This is a genomic window from Novosphingobium sp. UBA1939, assembly GCF_002336885.1.
GTDB lineage: Bacteria > Pseudomonadota > Alphaproteobacteria > Sphingomonadales > Sphingomonadaceae > Novosphingobium.
In genome coordinates this window covers 1-16124 of record NZ_DDFB01000144.1, presented here as the reverse complement: position 1 = coordinate 16124, position 16124 = coordinate 1, and the positions used below count along the sequence as shown (strand labels likewise).

Genomic DNA, 16124 nt, shown 5'->3' with positions numbered 1-16124 from the left:
CGCGGCGTTGAGCAGTTCGTCGATGGGATCGTTGGCTTCCCGGCCCAGCCGCGTCACCAGTTTGCGCCGCCCCTGCCACGGCCCCAGCAGCAGCCAGTGCAGCATCGCCTGCGGCGTTTCGTAATCCGCCCGTGCGAGCAGCGCGCGCAACCGCTCCATCGTGGCGTGGGTCGTCGGCCCCTCGCTGGCGCGCATGTGATCCCACAGCCGCGTGCCTGCCGCGCGATAGCCGTGTTCGAGCAACTCTTCCTGCGTCCACCCGATCAGCGGGGACACGAGCAGACCCGCAAGGCTCAAATCGTCCCACGGTTGCGCGGCAAAGCGCAGCGCGGCGACAAGGTCCTTCACCGCCAGCGGCGCGCCCAGCCGCAGCCGGTCCACGCCCGCCACCGGCACGCCCTGCGCATGGAGCCGCGCCACGATCAGCCCGGCCAGTTCCTTGCGCTTGCGCACCAGCACCATGATGTCGCCCGCGTTGGCGAAGCGCGGCGTGCCCTTGGCCAGCGGGAAGCCGTTTTCCAGCCACGCCCTGATCTGCCGCGCGAGCCGGTCCGCCAGATCGCGGTCGGGGCGCGAGAGCCAGCCTTCCGCGCCCTCCTCCCCGGCTTCGGGCGCGTCCTCGTCCTCGCCATCGGCCGCCATCCCGACCGGCCGCCATAGCGTGACCAACCCCGGCCGTTCCTCGCCCACATGCGGTTCGGGCGGTTCGGCAAGCCCGAAGCGGTCCGGCCCGATATGCGCGATCGCCCGGTCGACGAACGACAAAACCGGTTGCGAGGTGCGGTAGGACCGCCCCAGCCCCAGCCCCAGCAGCGTCCGTGAACGGTCGTCGAGCACGTCAGCCACATCGCGCAGCTGGCGTTCCACCCGCGCCTTGGCCGCCGCGAAATTCTCCGGGCTGGTGCCCTGGAAACGGAAGATCGCCTGCTTGTAATCGCCCACCACGAACAGCGTGCGCAGCGCGTCGCCGTGCAGGCCCTCGCCCGCGAAGAAGTCCGCCACCAGCCCGTCCAGCACGATGCGCCATTGCGCCGCGTTGGTGTCCTGCGCCTCGTCGACGAGGATATGGTCGAACCGCCGGTCGAGCTTGAAGCGGATCCACTCCGCGCTCGCCTTCTCGGTCAGCAGCGCGGCGGCGGTGCGGATCTGGTCGTCGAAATCGATGAAACCTTCGCGCGTCTTGGCCTCGTCCCACGCCAGCGCGAAACGGTAACCCAGCGTCAGCGCCGGATCGAGCATCGCCGCCAGCGCCACCAGCGCGCGCCGTTCGCGCACCGCTTCGAGGCAGCCGATCACGCGCGCGGCGTATTCGGGATAGTCCGGGGCCTTCTTGGCGATGTTGGTGGTGGAGCGGGGCTGCCCTGCCTTGGTCAGGAACTGGTCGGCCAGCAGGTCCAGCGCGTCCAGCCGCCGTTCGGGCGACAACGCGATCCAGTCGCCCAGGGCATTGGCCACGTCGATCCCGCTCTTCGTGCCCCATTCCGCGTTGGCTTCCAGGCATCGCCGTACCGATCGCACGTCGAAGGCATCGTCTGCGCAGAGCGCGGCAAGGCCCGTTCCGTCCTCGCCCGCGTCCAGCCCCAGCGCTCGGTTGATGCGCGGCCGCAGCGGCGGCTGCCACGCGCCGGGTCCGAACCACAAATCACGCGCGCCGGCGCAGCGCAGCAGGAACGCCTCCACCTGATCCTGCGCCATCCGCAAGCTGAGGTCGGACAGCGCATCGAGCAGCGCTTCGTCGCCCTGTTCCTCCGCGCTCACCAGCAGGTCTGCCAGCACCTGTCGCACCAGCAGCGCGCGGTTGCGGTCCTCCATCGCGCGGGTGCCGGGCATCAGCTCCGCTTCCACCGGGAAGGCAGAGAGCAGCCACTGGCAGAAGGCGTGGATCGTCTCGATCCGCAGGCCACCGCCGGGGCAATCGAGCACCGCCGCGAACCGGCTGCGCGCGCGCGCCAGCGCTTCGGGGCCATAGTCCGCGCCGATCGCGATCAGTTGTTCGGCCAACGCGGTTTCGGGCAGGCGCACCCAGCTGGCCAGCACCTCGTTGACGCGCGTCGCCATTTCGGCCGCACCAGCCTTGGTGAAGGTCAGGCACAGCAGATGCTCCGGCTCCACGCCTGGCTGCAGCAGCAGGCGCAACACGCGCGCGGACAGCACCTGCGTCTTGCCCGTGCCCGCCGACGCGCTGAGCCACACGGTGCGGCGCGGATCGACCGCACGCGCCTGGTTGTCCTTCAGCGGATAGACGCGGCTTGGCTGCTCCCCGCTCATGGCCTGTCCCCGGCGCGGCCGCGGCCCTGCCATTCGTCCAGCCGCATCAACTGGTCATAGTCCGAATAGCCCGGCAGATCGGGATTGAGCCGCGCGGTGAACGGATCGCGGCCAATTATCCACCGCGCGATCGCCTCTTCCAGATAGTCGCGCGTGCGGTCGAGGAATTCCTCGCGCGGAATGCCGGACTTGCGGCGGCCTTCGAGCACGGGCTCCTCCATGAAGCCGAAATCGCGCTCCCGGTTGCGCGCCAGCGACCAGTATTCGAACCGCGTCGGCTTACCGCTCACGCCCTTGATCCCGCCGCCCTGCGCGATCAGGCCGACAAGGCCGAGCTGGAGCGCGAAGCCTTCCTCTACCATCCGCGCCGATGGCGGCGTGCCGGTCTTGTAGTCGACCACCGCCAGTGTACCGTCGGGCAGTTGGTCGATCCGGTCGGCGCGGCCATGGATGCGCACGCCGTCCACGGTGATCTCGCCCTTTTCCTCCCAGGCAAGGACTTCGCGTCCCTCGCCCAGCAGGCGCTCCTGCTCCACCTCGATCCAGCCCAGCCCGGCCAGCAGGCGCGGCCGCCACAGCCCGCGCATGAACGGATGCGCGCTCATCTCCGCCAGCGCGCGTTCGGCCAGCGGGATCAGCTCGCCCGGCCGCGCGCCGGCATCGTGCCATGCTTCCAGAATCGCGTGGACCGCCGTGCCGCGCCACGCCGGCGTCGGGTCCGCATCGATCGGATCGAGCGCGCGCAGGCCCAGGATGGCGGAGGCGTAGAACTGATAGGGATCGCCGCGCAGCCGGTCGAGCGCGGTGACGGCGATCGGCACCCGGCGCTGTTCGGCCGATGGCATCGGTTCGGGCCGGGGATAGGGCGGCGCGGGCGGCGCATCGTCCAGTGCGCGGGCAAAGCGCACCGCGTCGTGCTCGTGCCGCAGCTCCTTGCCCAGCATGGCGCGGATGCGCATCAGGAAGCGCGAAGGGATCGCCGGTCCGGCGGCATCGCGCTGCGCATGGCTCAGCACCACTTCGGGTGCCCCCAGCGCGGCGGCCAGATCGTGCGCGGCCAGGCCGATGCGAAAATCCGCGCCGGGGATGCCCAGCATCCGCAGCACCGGCGGCGCCAGCAGCGGATCGGGCGCGGGCGCACCGGGCCAGGTGCCCTCGGTCAGCCCGGCGCAGATGACCAGGTCCGCCCGGCTCATCCGCGCTTCGAGCAGGCCGTAGATCGCGAGGCGCGGATGCCCGCCATAGGGCGGGCGCACCGCCACTTCGTCCAGCGCGTCGCGCAGCAGCACGGGCAGGTCGGCGGGATCGGTCTCCAGCACCACCTCGCCGGCCGCATCGCTCCATTGCTGCACGAACTGCGACAGGCTGCGCCCGTCGGGCTGCGCCCAGATGCCTTCGCCGCACAGCGCTTCGGCGGTTTCGGCCAGCAGTGCCAGCGCCGCGCCCAGCGGCAGGGCGCCATCGAACAGCAGCAGCGGGGCCAGCAGCGCCTCCGCCTCGTCCCACCAGTCGAACAGGCCGGGATAGCGCCGGTCCTGCTCCTTCACCGCCGCGCGCACGGCTTCGAGTCCCGGCCCGGGGCGCGGCCCGCGCAGCACGAGATCGAGCTGGCGCACCCGTTCCAGCCATGCCGCGCGCGCCTCTCCCGCGNNCCCGCCATGACCAGCGGGTGCGCCAGCAGCGCCAGCAGCGGTACCGGCGCGGCCCGCTCCGCCATGACCTCGGCGATCTGCAGGAACAGCCGCCCCGCCGGGGTCTGCGGCAGGGGGCGGCCGGCGGAATCGTCCGCCGCGATGTTCCAGCGCGCCAGATGCGCGACCACGCGCACCGCCAGCGCCCGGTCCGGCGTCACCAGCGCCACGCGCCGTTCCGGTTCGGCGAGCGCCTGCCGGATCAGCACCGCCACCGCCTGCGCCTCTTCCTCGGGATGCGCGGTCTCCATCGTGCGCACGCCCGAAAGCCGCCGCCGCTCCGCCGGCAGGCTCACCCACACCGTGCTGGCTTCGGGCGGCAGGAACAGGTTGGAAATCGCCCTGCTGCGTTCGGGCGGGGCCGCGGCCAGCCCGGCGCGGTGCCAGGGCTGCACTTCGCCGCGCGCCACGCCCATGCGGTTGAGCAACAGCTTGAGGTGGTACTGCGGGTGCGTCACCACATCGCCCCGCGCGAACGGCGGGCCGCCCGGTTCCTCCGGCATCCCCGCCGCGCCCAGCGCGTCCCACACCGGTTCCTCCAGCGCCAGATCGAGATCGGGCAGGATCACGCCGCCGTCCGGCAGATCGGCCACGGTGCGCAACAGCCGAGCGATGGCGGGCGCGGCCGAGGTGACCCCGGCGGCGATCACCGGATGCGCCGGCGGATGGTCCCGCCATGCCCGCGCCGCGTGATCGAGCAGGCGGTTGCGCCGTTCGGGCGCGTCGATCTCGCCCCGCGCCTCCTGTTCGGCGCGCCAGCGGAACAGCACTTTCGCGAACAGCCGCGTGCTGTCCGTCCAGTGCTGCGAAAGATCGCCCACCGCGCCGATCACCGCTTCGTCCAGCAGCTTTTCGGGCGCGACATCCTCCACCGCCATCCGGTCCATGCTGCGCACGATCGACCGCGCCTGCCGCAGCAGCCCGGCCTCGCCCAGATTGCCCGTCTCCGGTTCGGCGCGCAGCATTTCCGCGATGCGCAGCAGGCGGAACACCGGATCGCTCGCCGGCGGCACTGCCGCGCCCGGCCCCAGCGGATCGAGCAGCGGCCCCAGCGTTTCGTCCAGATCGAGATCGCCCACCACCGCCATCCGCGGCAGCAGCAGCCCGCCTTCCCCGCTGGCGCGCACGAAAGCTTCGGTCACCGTGCGCACGGCGCGGCGGCTCGGCAGCAGCAGCAACAGCCGGGCCAGCCCGAAGCCGTCCTCGCGATAGCGCGGGATCAGTCCGGCGACGAGCGCGTCGGCAAAGCCCCGGTGCGCCGCGATCGACCAGACTTTCGGCCCCGTTCGCGGCGTTCTGTCGCTCATTGGCTCTCGCTCATCGCCGCGTCACATCCGGGTCAGCGCGGCCTCGGTCGGCGCGATCATCTGCGGCTCGCCAACCTCGTACCACAGCCCGGTATGCGACACGCCATGAAGCCGCCCTTCGGCAATGGCACGATTCCACAGAACGCCGGTGGAGAACGATCCCTCGGGCGCGTCGCGCAGCAGGCGGTGGGAGACGATCTGCAACCCGGTGTAGATGAACGGCGCGATCCGGCCGGGCCGGCGGCGCGTGATCCGCCCTTCCTGATCGAGATGGAAATCGCCCGGCCCCTGGAAGTTGAACGCACGCGCATGGTTCACCAGCAGCAGCAGCGCGTCCATCTTCTCAGGGTCCCACGCATCGCTCAACGCGCCGAAGGCGTTGCGCGGGCCATCGAGCCAGATGTTGTCGCTGTTCACGCAGAAAAACGGATCGGCATCGATCAACGGCAAGGCGCGGATCATGCCGCCGCCGGTTTCCAGCAGGGCATCGCGTTCATCCGAGATCGAAATCGCGGGGTGCTGCCTCTGTTCGAGATAGGCCTCGATCTGATCGGGCAGGTAATGGACGTTGACCACCGCGCGCGCGACGCCGGCTTCTTCCAGCTTGTCGAGCGCGTAGTCGATCAGCGGCTTGCCCGCCACGCGCACCAGCGGCTTGGGCCGCGTCGCGGTCAGCGGGCGCATCCGCTTGCCGATGCCAGCGGCCATGACCATGGCCACATCGCTGGCGAGAGGCTTGGTCATACCAAAAACACCCCGCCGCCCGCCGCGCGCACCTCGCCCGGGATGTTCGCATCGAACCAGCGCGCCACCGGCGCCAGCGCGGGGTGCGCCAGATCGCGTTCGAGCATTGCCCACACGCGAGGGATATAGCCAAGATATCGCGGCTTTCCATCGCGCTTCCACAGGCGCACGAAAATGCCCACGATCTTGGCATTGCGCTGCGCGCCCAGCACCGCATAGTCGGCCAGGAAATCGTCGCCCGGCCGCGCCCGCTCGACGTAATAGTCGAACATCGCGGCTTCGAGTTCGGCGCTGACGTCGCGCCGCGCGTCCTGCAACAGCGAGACGAGATCATAGGCGGGATGGCCGGCCAGCGCGTCCTGGAAATCGAGCAGGCCCTGATTGCCCGTGCCGCCCAGCAGCATGATGTTTTCGGCGTGGTAATCGCGCAGCACCGTCACGCCCTCGCCCTGCCGGGCCAGCAGCGGCGTCAGCACCTCTTCCCACGCCGCGGCCCAGCCGCGCGCGTCGACCTGCAGCCCGCGCGCGGGGCAGAACCAGTCGGTGAACAGCTTGGTCTCGCGCAAGTACTCCGCCATGCCATAGGGCGGAAACGGCCCGGCGGGGAGCGTGCCGGCCTTGAGCAGCGCGTCGATCGCGGCGCGATAGACCGCCTCCTCGTCCTGCGGCCAGGCCTCGACATATTCGCGCATCCGCACGTCGCCGAAGTCTTCGAGCAGGACGAAGCCCTCCTCCGCCCGTTCGGCCAGAATGCGCGGCGCGCGCAACCCGTTGGCATCGAGCCACTTCGCCGCGCGCAGAAATGGCGCGGGATCTTCCTGCGGCGGTGGCGCGTGCATCAGCATCGCGTCGCCAGCCCCGCCGCGAATGCGGAAGTAGCGGCGGAACGAGGCATCGCCGGGCAGCGGATCGATCGTCGCACCGGTCCAGCCGGCTTCGGCCAGAAACGCTTCGACGCCAACGGGGACGCCATCGGGTATCGTCAGGTCCATGATCCGCGCTCTATCCAATCCGGCCCCGGCTCGACAATGGCCGTGCGCCCGCTTTCCGCCGATTCCAACAGGATTGAAAGGCAACCGCGCTCGTGGGCAAAGCCGCCGGCGTGTTCGGGCCATTCGGCCAGCATCGCCGCCCCCATGCGATAGTCATCCAGCCCCAGCTCCTCCACTTCGGAAGGGTCTTCCAGCCGATAGAAGTCCGCGTGCACCAGCGGCAGGCGCACCGTCGGCGGATCGTAGCATTCGATGATCGCGAAGCTGGGCGAAGGCACCTCGCCCTCGTGCCCCAGCGCGGCGATCACCGCGCGCGCCAGCGTTGTCTTGCCCGCGCCCAGCCCGCCCGAAAGCGCCACCACGTCGCCGGGCCGCAAGCGCCCGGCGATCCGCGCGGCCAGCGCCTCGGTCGCGGCGATATCGGGCAGCGGAACGCGCTCGCTCACGGCAGGTCCACGATCGCGGCGGTGCCCTGCCCCGGTTCGGACAGAAGCTCGATAGTGCCGCCGTGCGCTTCCACCAGTTGCCGCACCAGCGGCAGGCCCAGTCCCTGCCGCCGTTCCGCCGCGCGGCCATCGGGCGTGACCTTCAGGCCCTCCATCGCGCGCGCCAGCACCGCCGGCTCCATGCCGCCGCCATTGTCAGAGATCACCACCCGCACTCCCTGGCGTTGGCGCGTGCATTCGATCAGGATGCGCCCGCCCTCCGGCGTGGCGGCGATGGCATTATCCACCAGTTGGCCAAAGGCCCGCGCCAGCCGCCGCGCATCGCCCGTCACCGTGCCGACCGAGGCATTGCCGCGCAAGTCGAGCGACAGGCCTGCGGCGGAAATCCGGTCCGAGCGTTCCTTGACGACGCCGGTCAGCAGCGGAAAAATCTCCACAGGATCGCGCGCCAGCGGCAGCGTGCCAGCCTCGCTCTGCGACAGGTCGAGCACGTTCTCGATCTGCTCACCCAGCCGCTCGACCGAGGCGAGGATCGCCGCCACGTATTCCTGGCCCTGCGGCGTCAGTTCACCGGCGATACCGCTTTGCAGCAGTTCGGCAAACCCGCCGATCGAGGTCAGCGGGGTGCGGAATTCATAGCTCATGTTGGCGATGAAGCGCGTCTTCACCGCATCAGCTTCCACCAGCGCCGCATTGCGTTCGCGCAGCGCGGTTTCGGCCTTCTGCGAATCCGTGATGTCCAGCACCGTCAGCAGTCCGTTGCCATCGGGCAGCGGCACGCCCGCGAACTCCAGATAGCGCCCGTCGGCCAGCGCCAGCCGCCCGCTGCGCTGGCGGCGCTCCAGCGTTGCCGCCTGGATCACCTGGCCGATCGTGCCGACCTGCGATGGGCGCTTCAATTGCTGGGCGATGCGGGTGAGCAGCACGTCCGCGCGCGGGTGGGTATCGAGGAAGCTGTCCTCCAGCCCCCATTCGGCCACGAAGCGGCGGTTCCACAGCTGCAACCGGCCATCGGGCGCGAACACGGCCAGCGCTTCGAACAGGTTGTCGAAGGTGGCCGTGCGCGTGCGCAGCAGCGTGTCGCGCGTCGCCGAAAGCTGGAGCTGTTCGGTGCGGTCCTCGAAGATCATCAGCAGCCCGCCATCGGGCATCGGCTGGCCCACCACGCGCAAATGCGTGCCATCGTGAAGATGCCACGATTCCTCGCGGGGATCGCGCGCCAGGAACCAGCCCTGCCGTTCGCGTCGCCATTCGGGAAAATCGCGCACTTCGGGCAGGCGCCCGGCATCGCGGATGCGATCCAGCACGCGGTCGAACGGCGGGGTATCGGCCACCCACGCCTGCGGCACGCCGAAGATGCGCAGGAACGGCTGATTGGCGAACACGAGATTCCGGCGGTCGTCAAACTGCGCGATGCCGGCGGACAGCGTATCCAGCATCTCGCGCTGGGCTTCGCGGAACCGGCGGAACTGGCGCATCAGTTCCTCCAGTTCCTCGATGTCCACGGCATAGCCGGCGACGCCTTCGTCCCCCAACGGCAAGTCGCTGACCCGCACCGAGCGGCGCTGGCCGCCGATCGTGGCGGATACGATGCGTTCGACCGGCGCCTTGCGCGCCAGCACGTGCCGCGCCACTTGCGCCGCGGTCAGCCCGTCGGCCGGCTCGATCAGTTCGATGCCTTGCGTGACGACATCGTCCGCGCTCTTGGCCCCCACCGCCTTCACATAGGCGCTGTTGACCAGCCGCAATTCCATGTCGGGACCGCGAAACCACATTGGCAGCGGCGCCGCCTCGATCAAGCCGGAAAGGCCGGCGAAATCGGCGCGCGCGCCGGCCGCTTCCGCGCGCAGCTTGCGCAGCTCGGCCTCGCTATCGCTGAAATCGAAGAACCACACGAGCGCGGAACCGCCGGGGGAAACCTGCGGGTCCGCCAGATGCCCGCGCACCGCCAGGCAGCGCGTGCCGCCGCGCGGGGTCAGCACCATGCGGAACGCCGCGCCGGTCTTCTGCGCGCGACGCACGGCATCGCTCAGTTGCGAAAGCTGCACTTCGTTGAGGCCGCGATCGCTGGCATCGCCGGCATCGAGTTCGGAAAGATAGCCCGGCATGGCATCGAGGCCGAGCCAGCCCGCCAGCCGCGATGGCCCCTCGATCCGTCCGTCGGCCCGCACCAGCAGCGGCAGAGCGGGCGATTCGTCCACCATCCGCGTCAGCCGGCGCGCCAGCCGGTGGTGTGCTTCGGCCTTGCGCGCCCGTCCGCGCGCGACAAGCACGGCCCAGCCCGCCGCAACGGTCCATGCGGCAACCAGCAGTCCCACGATGACCAGCACGGTCTGGTTCAGAAGCATCCGCCCCTCGCTATGCGGGCCTTGCGCCGATGACAACCGGCACGCGCTTCAAATCTGGTGAGGAGCGCCGCGAAAGCCACCATATCCCGCGACGCCGCAAGGCGGTTCCCACGAAAACGGCCCCCGCAGCCGTGCTGGGGGGCCGTATCGCATTTCCACATCGCCTGGCCGCCGGAGCGGCGACGGGTCAGTAGCGGTAGTGGTCCGGCTTGAACGGTCCCGCTTCCGAAACGCCGATGTAGGCCGCCTGCTTGGGCGAGAGCTTCGACAGCTTCACGCCCAGCTTTTCGAGGTGCAGCGCGGCCACCTTTTCGTCGAGGTGCTTGGGCAGCACATAGACATCGTTCTTGTACTGGTCAGACTTGGTGAACAGTTCGATCTGCGCCAGCGTCTGGTTGGTGAAGCTGGACGACATGACGAAGCTGGGGTGGCCGGTGGCGCAGCCCAGGTTCACCAGCCGGCCCTTGGCCAGCACGATGATCTGCTTGCCGTCCGGGAACTCGACCAGGTCGGTGCCCGGCTTCACTTCGGTCCACTTGTAGTTCGACAGCGCGGCGATCTGGATCTCGCTGTCGAAGTGGCCGATGTTGCAGACGATCGCCATCGGCTTCATCGCCTTCATGTGCTCGGCGGTGATGACGTCCTCGTTGCCGGTCGCCGTCACGAAGATGTCGCAGCGCGTGACCGCTTCTTCCATGGTGACGACTTCATAGCCTTCCATCGCCGCCTGCAGCGCGCAGATAGGATCGATTTCGGTGACCATCACGCGCGCGCCGCCCTGGCGCAGCGAGGCGGCGGAGCCCTTGCCCACATCGCCGAAGCCGGCAACGCAGGCGACCTTGCCGGCCAGCATCACGTCGGTCGCGCGGCGGATCGCGTCAACCAGCGATTCCTTGCAGCCATAGAGGTTGTCGAACTTCGACTTGGTGACGGAATCGTTCACGTTGATCGCGGGGAACGGCAGCTTGCCGTCCTTGGCGATCTGGTACAGGCGGTGGACGCCGGTGGTGGTCTCTTCCGAAACGCCCTTGATGGCCTTTACCGACTGGGTGAGGTAGCCGGGCTTCTTCTTGAGGAACGCGGTCAGCGCGCGGACGAACTCGATTTCCTCGGCGTTCGAAGGCTCGAACAGCTTTTCGCCGGCTTCGACGCGCGCGCCCCACAGCGCGAACATGGTGGCATCGCCGCCGTCGTCGAGGATCATGTTGGCGGTCTGGTCATCACCCCAGTCAAAGATCGAACCGACGTAATCCCAGTAGTCCGCGAGGCTTTCGCCCTTCACCGCGAACACGGGGATGCCGGCGGCGGCGATCGCGGCGGCGGCATGGTCCTGCGTCGAGAAGATGTTGCAGGTGGCCCAGCGCACGTCGGCGCCCAGCGCGACGAGCGTCTCGATCAGCACGGCGGTCTGGATCGTCATGTGCAGCGATCCGGTGATGCGCGCGCCCTTGAGCGGCTGTGCAGCGCCGAATTCCTGGCGCAGCGCCATCAGGCCGGGCATTTCGGTTTCGGCGATCGCGATTTCCGCGCGGCCGAAGTCGGCAAGCCCGATATCGGCGATCACATAGTCCTTTTCGGCATCGAGCACGCTGGCCACGAAGCATTCTCCTGGATGAGTTCAAGCCCGCCCGCCGGACCACACGATAGCGGCCGACAGGTTGGCGGGTCTGCCGCCGCCTTAGCCGCTTGCACGAGCGGACGCAATATAAAGGAAACTTTATATGGCTGCATTAACGTCTCGAAAGAACGCAAACCCGCAAACCGCGCAGGACCGGGCGGGATGCCCTTCCCCACCGACGAAATTTCTCGCCCGCGCTTGCGCTTGTGTTGCACCGTCTTGCGGCCGGCCTATATCCTCCCTGCTGTCATAGACCCGGCCGACAGGTCCGGGCGGCACATCCAGAAGAAAGGATATTGGGGATGACGATTGCGGTTGGAGAAAAGCTGCCCGACGTGAAGCTGGTCAAGGCCACGGCGGAAGGCCCGGAAGCGGTGCAGAGCGCCGACTACTTCAAGGGCAAGAAGGTCGCCCTGTTCTCGGTTCCCGGCGCGTTCACGCCCACATGTTCGGCCAAGCACCTGCCGGGCTTCGTCGAGAAGGCCGCCGATCTCAAGGCCAAGGGCATTGATGAAATCGCCTGCACGGCGGTTAACGATCCCTTCGTGATGAAGGCGTGGGGCGCGGCCAGTGGCTCGCCCGACGTGACCATGCTGGCGGACGGCAATGGCGATTTCGCCAAGGCCGTGGGCCTCACCATGGATGGCTCGGGCTTCGGCCTTGGCACGCGCGGCCAGCGCTTCTCGATGGTGGTGAACGATGGCGTGGTCGAGCAGCTCCACGTCGAAGCGCCGGGCGATTTCAAGGTCAGCTCGGCCGAATACATGCTCGAAAACCTATGAGCGCTTTCCGGCCCTTCCCCCGTGCGGGAAGGGCCGGACGCTTCGCCGACCGTTAGAACGCGGGTCCTTCAGAACGACAGCCGCACGCGCCCGATCACCCGGTCGCCCGCGTGCCCGCCGGGCGCTCCGTCCTTCACATCGGTCCCTGTATAATCCAGCCCAACCAGCAGCGGACCCCGTGCATAGTCCGCGCCGATCCGCCAGTCGGTATAGGCCCCGTGCGGTCGCAGCCGCGCCGCGCGCGCGGGATCGCGCACGCTACCCCGCGAATGGCCGAGCGAGGCCGAAAGGCTGAACGGTGTTGCCGGAATGCCCAGCGCGGCATCGCCATGGAAGTTCAGGTTGTCGCCGCCGATCGCGCTTTGCCGCGGGGCATAGCGCGCACCGGCCCCGATCCGCGCTGGCCCCAGCGCATAGCTGGCGCCCAGCCCCAGTTCGGCATAGTGAGCGGCATCGGCCGCGCCTGCGAACAGATGCCCGGAAACCAGCGCGCTCACGTCGAACAGGCCGATCGTCCAGCGGCGTGCCAGCGTCAGATCGGCCACGGCATCCGCTCCCAGATGCCGCGCCGCGCCGCGCGTGGCCGCCATTCGCGCGGACAGGTCGAAACCCGCGAGGGAAACCGCAGCGTCTGCCGAAGCGCTTGCCTTGCCCTCGCTCCAGCTCAGCCCGCGACGAACCTCGTCGGTCGTCGCCTCCACGCCGAACGAGGGCATACCCTGCGCCTGCGCGGTCGCGACACCAGCCATGAGGGCTGGCACCGCCAGTATCGTCACGCGGATCGCCATCAGCCTTCCCGATGCCCCGCGTGCAATCGCTCGGCGTCCGCGATCACCTCCTGCCGATCTTCCCGCGCGGCGGCGAGCATTTCGGCACGCAGTTGGTCGGTGCGCCGCGCCACTTCTCCGGCGATCGCGGATTCCTGCCCCTTGCACCATCCCGCGCGCGTGCCGGTGAGCACACGCGGCCGCTCAAGCTGCCGGCTTGCGAGCGCGCCCGAAGGCAAGCGCGCTTCGCGCCGAACGGTGAGATCGACGCTCCACACACAGCGCAGCGAGGCCGTGCGCCCGCCCGGTCCTGGCGCGCCGATCTGGCGCTGCACCGTTTGTGTCATCACCTGATAGCGCGCCTCGACGGTGCCGCCGCGATGCTCGATACGTTCGACGTGATCGGGCGCGGCCGGCGCCGTTGCTATGGCGGGCGTGGCCAGCCCTACGCCGGACAACAGCCCTGCGATCCACAATGCCTTCATGGTTCGGTCTCCTGCAATGCCCCGGCCTCTTTTTTCGCCGGTGACGGAGACGAACCTAGTGCGCCCTACGCACCTGCAAAGCCCTGGAATTGTAATGTATTTTGTCTAGCTCAGGGCTACCCCGGCAGCGCGTAAGTGACCGTCGCCTGCGCGACGGGCTCGTCGGGATCGCTCTGCCACAGCCGCACGTCGATCATCGCCAACCGCCGGCCCAGCTTCAGCAGGCGCGCTTCCGCGATGACCCGCGCGCGCCGAGCGCCGCGCAGGAACGCGATATTGAGATTGCTGGTGACCGCCATAGCCTGCGGTCCAATGTGGGCCAGCACCACCGCGTAGGCGGCCACGTCCGCCAGCGCCATCTGTGTCGGTCCGGACACGAGATCACCGGGCCGCAGACTTTCTCCGCCCGGATCGAGGTGCATGCGGGCCAGACCGGGGGCAATGTCTGACACCACGCCGATACGCGCGTGCGCTTCCTCCGGAAACGCACGCAGTAAAAAGGCCTGGAGGTCCGGCACGGTCATCACGGGTTTGTACTGCGCCATCGACAGCCCTGATGGGAATGTTCGCGCGCCCGATCAGTAGCCCATCAGGCTAAGCACTTCCTTGCGGCTGCGCGAATCCTCTAGGAAGCAGCCCAGCATCCGGCTGGTCACCATGCCAACGCCCGGCGTGCGCACGCCACGGCCGGTCATGCAGCCATGCTGCGCCTCGATCACCACGGCCACGCCCTGCGGATGCAGGTTGTCCCAGATGCATTGCGCGACTTCCGCCGTCAGCCGTTCCTGGATCTGCAGGCGCTGGGCAAAGCCGTGTAGCACGCGTGCCAGCTTGGAAATGCCCACGACCTTGCGGCTCGGCAGATAGGCGATCGCCGCTTTGCCGGTGATCGGCGCCATGTGGTGTTCGCAATGCGACTGGAAGGGAATGTCCTTCAGCAGCACGATCTCGTCGTAGCCGCCCACTTCCTCGAACTGGCGCGTCAGGTGGATGGCCGGATCGTCGGCATAGCCCTGGCAATATTCGCGCCAGGCGCGCGCCACGCGCTTGGGCGTATCGAGCAGCCCCTCGCGCGCCGGATCGTCACCGGTCCAGCGGATCAGCGTGCGGATAGCTTCCTGCACCTCCTGCGGCACCGGCTCCTTGCCGCGCGCCAGATCTTCGTCCTCAGTGCCGGTCGAGCAAGCCATTTCGTTCCCCTGATGCCGGGTTTCTTTTCCGGTCGCTTTGCACGTGGAATTACCCGCCGGGTAGTGCCTCGCGATATGAACCGCAATGCCCGCTTGGTTTCAGGCCCGCAAGTGGCACTTTGCTGCCCTCATGGGCATGGCCAGTTTGCGCAGAGCGCATCGCGTGCCCCGCATAAAGCGTCAACAAGCGCGCGTCGGGCGAACGAAGTCGCGAATTACTGGTGCGGAATGACCAGCTCGTCAGGGTGCGCGACGTTAAGGTTGCTGCGCAGCAACTCGCCCACCAGATCAGGATCGGCGTGGCGCGGATCGAGGAGGTTGACGCGGTTGCGCAAATGATCGCGCTCCGCCGTCAGTTGCGTCACTTCCTTCTGGCGCTGTTCGAGCATCCGCGCGTTCTCGCTCCAGGCAAGCAGTCCGCTCGGCCCGGCCAGCCCCATGGCGCCCAGAAACAGCAACGCCAGCAGCGCCGCCGTCTGGGTCAGGCTTTCCTTGGGCAGTCGCAGATTGTGGCGGCGGCGCTTCATTCTGTCACAGAATCATACTTAACCATTGGATTCAAGCCCTAATCCAATGGACCGGCCTGACGCGCCGCTATCGCAAGCGGCGCCAGGCGGCAAGAACGAAGGTCAGTCGACCATCTGCATGACCGCGGCCTGCAATTCGCGGCGGGTCAGCTGCGGAGACTGGCGGGGGCTGAGTACGAAACCGCGATGGCGGTCAATCGATGGATGCGGATTGCGCATCCGGGGAAAACTGGAAACTAAATTGGAAAAAAACATGAATACCTTGAATATGTTATGCAATATTGCGCGTTGATTGCGCGCCATCCTGGAGTTGAGTGTTAGCGCCGCTTGCGGAACGCGCCCGTGCTCTGGACCTTTTCGCGGAACACGATGCGTCCCTTGGTCAGATCATAGGGCGTCATTTCGACCTTGACCCGGTCGCCCACGATCGAGCGGATGCGGAATTTCCGCATCTTGCCCGCCGTATAGGCGATGATCCGGTGATCGTTCTCCAGGACGACGCCGAAGCGGCCGTCCGGGAGAATTTCATCGATCTGGCCGTCGAGTGTCAGAAGATCCTCTTTGGCCAAGGGATCAAACCGTTTCCAGGTTGACGGCCGACGTCTTGCCGCGACGGTCGGTTTCCAGCTCGTACTTGACGCGCTGATCCTTGTTCAGCGTGGCCAGTCCGGAACGCTCGACAGCGCTGATGTGGACAAAGTTGTCGGGCGCGCCGTCTTCCGGCGCGATGAAACCGTAACCCTTGTCGGAATTGAAGAATTTGACGGTGCCGATAGGCATGGGGTGTTTCCTTTTCACGAAAACGAAAAACCCACCCGCAACAGCGCGGATGGAGCCGGTAGCGTGACAAAGGAAGGAGAGCCGTGGCCGGCGTCAAATTCCGTCGAAAGCGACGATAGCAAAACGAACCTAGGGCTTTTGCCGGAAAAAGTCAAGGTTCGCGCTGGAAGTGGTGCGCC

The 16124-nt window shown here is 68.1% G+C and carries 16 protein-coding genes; 1 reads left to right on the top strand and 15 read right to left on the bottom strand.

The features are described from left to right. The 7 genes from B3547_RS19425 to ahcY form a co-directional block, all read right to left on the bottom strand. Nucleotides 1-2268 (bottom strand): UvrD-helicase domain-containing protein (locus B3547_RS19425; RefSeq protein WP_292966095.1); only part of this gene is annotated, 2268 nt, incomplete at its 3' end. Continuing rightward, nucleotides 2265-3884 (bottom strand): PD-(D/E)XK nuclease family protein, encoded by a 1620-nt coding sequence (locus B3547_RS22120; protein ID WP_414690594.1) that lies wholly within the window; start codon nt 3882-3884, stop codon nt 2265-2267. The genes B3547_RS19425 and B3547_RS22120, both read right to left, overlap by 4 nt. Before the next feature lie 1403 nt (nt 3885-5287). Next, nucleotides 5288-6010, bottom strand: coding sequence for a nucleotidyltransferase family protein (locus B3547_RS19415; protein ID WP_125955427.1), 723 nt, complete (start codon nt 6008-6010; stop codon nt 5288-5290). After that, entirely contained in the window at nt 6007-7002 is a 996-nt protein-coding gene (locus B3547_RS19410) for an aminoglycoside phosphotransferase family protein (protein WP_124807453.1), read from the bottom strand. Before B3547_RS19410 ends, B3547_RS19415 begins: the two co-directional genes overlap by 4 nt. After that, complete coding sequence (gene tsaE / locus B3547_RS19405) at nt 6993-7448, bottom strand: tRNA (adenosine(37)-N6)-threonylcarbamoyltransferase complex ATPase subunit type 1 TsaE (protein WP_125955425.1); 456 nt, start codon at nt 7446-7448, stop codon at nt 6993-6995. The genes B3547_RS19410 and tsaE overlap by 10 nt, the downstream gene beginning before the upstream one ends. After that, nucleotides 7445-9796 carry a sensor histidine kinase gene (locus B3547_RS19400; RefSeq protein WP_292966086.1) on the bottom strand — a complete coding sequence of 784 codons (2352 nt, stop codon included), beginning with the start codon at nt 9794-9796 and terminating at the stop codon, nt 7445-7447. The genes tsaE and B3547_RS19400 overlap by 4 nt, the downstream gene beginning before the upstream one ends. 187 nt (nt 9797-9983) lie before the next feature. Further along, nucleotides 9984-11393 carry an adenosylhomocysteinase gene (ahcY, locus tag B3547_RS19395; protein WP_124807456.1) on the bottom strand — a complete coding sequence of 470 codons (1410 nt, stop codon included), beginning with the start codon at nt 11391-11393 and terminating at the stop codon, nt 9984-9986. Between the two features lie 323 nt (nt 11394-11716). On the opposite strand from ahcY, the gene B3547_RS19390 reads away from it, so the two are divergent. Continuing rightward, on the top strand, nt 11717-12196 hold the full coding sequence (locus B3547_RS19390) for a peroxiredoxin (protein WP_124807457.1): 480 nt from the start codon (nt 11717-11719) through the stop codon (nt 12194-12196). Between the two features lie 68 nt (nt 12197-12264). On the opposite strand, the gene B3547_RS19385 is transcribed toward B3547_RS19390, so the two are convergent. From B3547_RS19385 to B3547_RS19350, 8 genes are all read right to left on the bottom strand, one after another. Further along, nucleotides 12265-12984 carry a TorF family putative porin gene (locus B3547_RS19385; RefSeq protein WP_292966082.1) on the bottom strand — a complete coding sequence of 240 codons (720 nt, stop codon included), beginning with the start codon at nt 12982-12984 and terminating at the stop codon, nt 12265-12267. Next, nucleotides 12984-13448 carry a hypothetical protein gene (locus B3547_RS19380; RefSeq protein WP_292966079.1) on the bottom strand — a complete coding sequence of 155 codons (465 nt, stop codon included), beginning with the start codon at nt 13446-13448 and terminating at the stop codon, nt 12984-12986. The genes B3547_RS19385 and B3547_RS19380 overlap by 1 nt, the downstream gene beginning before the upstream one ends. A 116-nt stretch (nt 13449-13564) precedes the next feature. Beyond that, nucleotides 13565-13993, bottom strand: coding sequence for a PaaI family thioesterase (locus B3547_RS19375; RefSeq protein ID WP_194920771.1), 429 nt, complete (start codon nt 13991-13993; stop codon nt 13565-13567). A gap of 33 nt (nt 13994-14026) precedes the next feature. After that, entirely contained in the window at nt 14027-14638 is a 612-nt protein-coding gene (folE, locus tag B3547_RS19370) for a GTP cyclohydrolase I FolE (RefSeq protein WP_292966072.1), read from the bottom strand. Nucleotides 14639-14853: 215 nt separating this feature from the next. Further along, nucleotides 14854-15165 (bottom strand): FtsB family cell division protein, encoded by a 312-nt coding sequence (locus B3547_RS19365; protein WP_292966069.1) that lies wholly within the window; start codon nt 15163-15165, stop codon nt 14854-14856. A 102-nt stretch (nt 15166-15267) separates the two neighbouring features. Further along, on the bottom strand, nt 15268-15420 hold the full coding sequence (locus B3547_RS19360) for a hypothetical protein (protein WP_194920769.1): 153 nt from the start codon (nt 15418-15420) through the stop codon (nt 15268-15270). Between the two features lie 62 nt (nt 15421-15482). Beyond that, the gene (gene infA, locus B3547_RS19355) at nt 15483-15734 is read right to left on the bottom strand and encodes a translation initiation factor IF-1 (protein WP_124807463.1); all 252 of its coding nucleotides are present in this window, start codon (nt 15732-15734) and stop codon (nt 15483-15485) included. Between the two features lie 4 nt (nt 15735-15738). After that, nucleotides 15739-15945 (bottom strand): cold-shock protein, encoded by a 207-nt coding sequence (locus tag B3547_RS19350; protein ID WP_125955420.1) that lies wholly within the window; start codon nt 15943-15945, stop codon nt 15739-15741. Between the last annotated feature and the right edge of the window lie 179 nt (nt 15946-16124).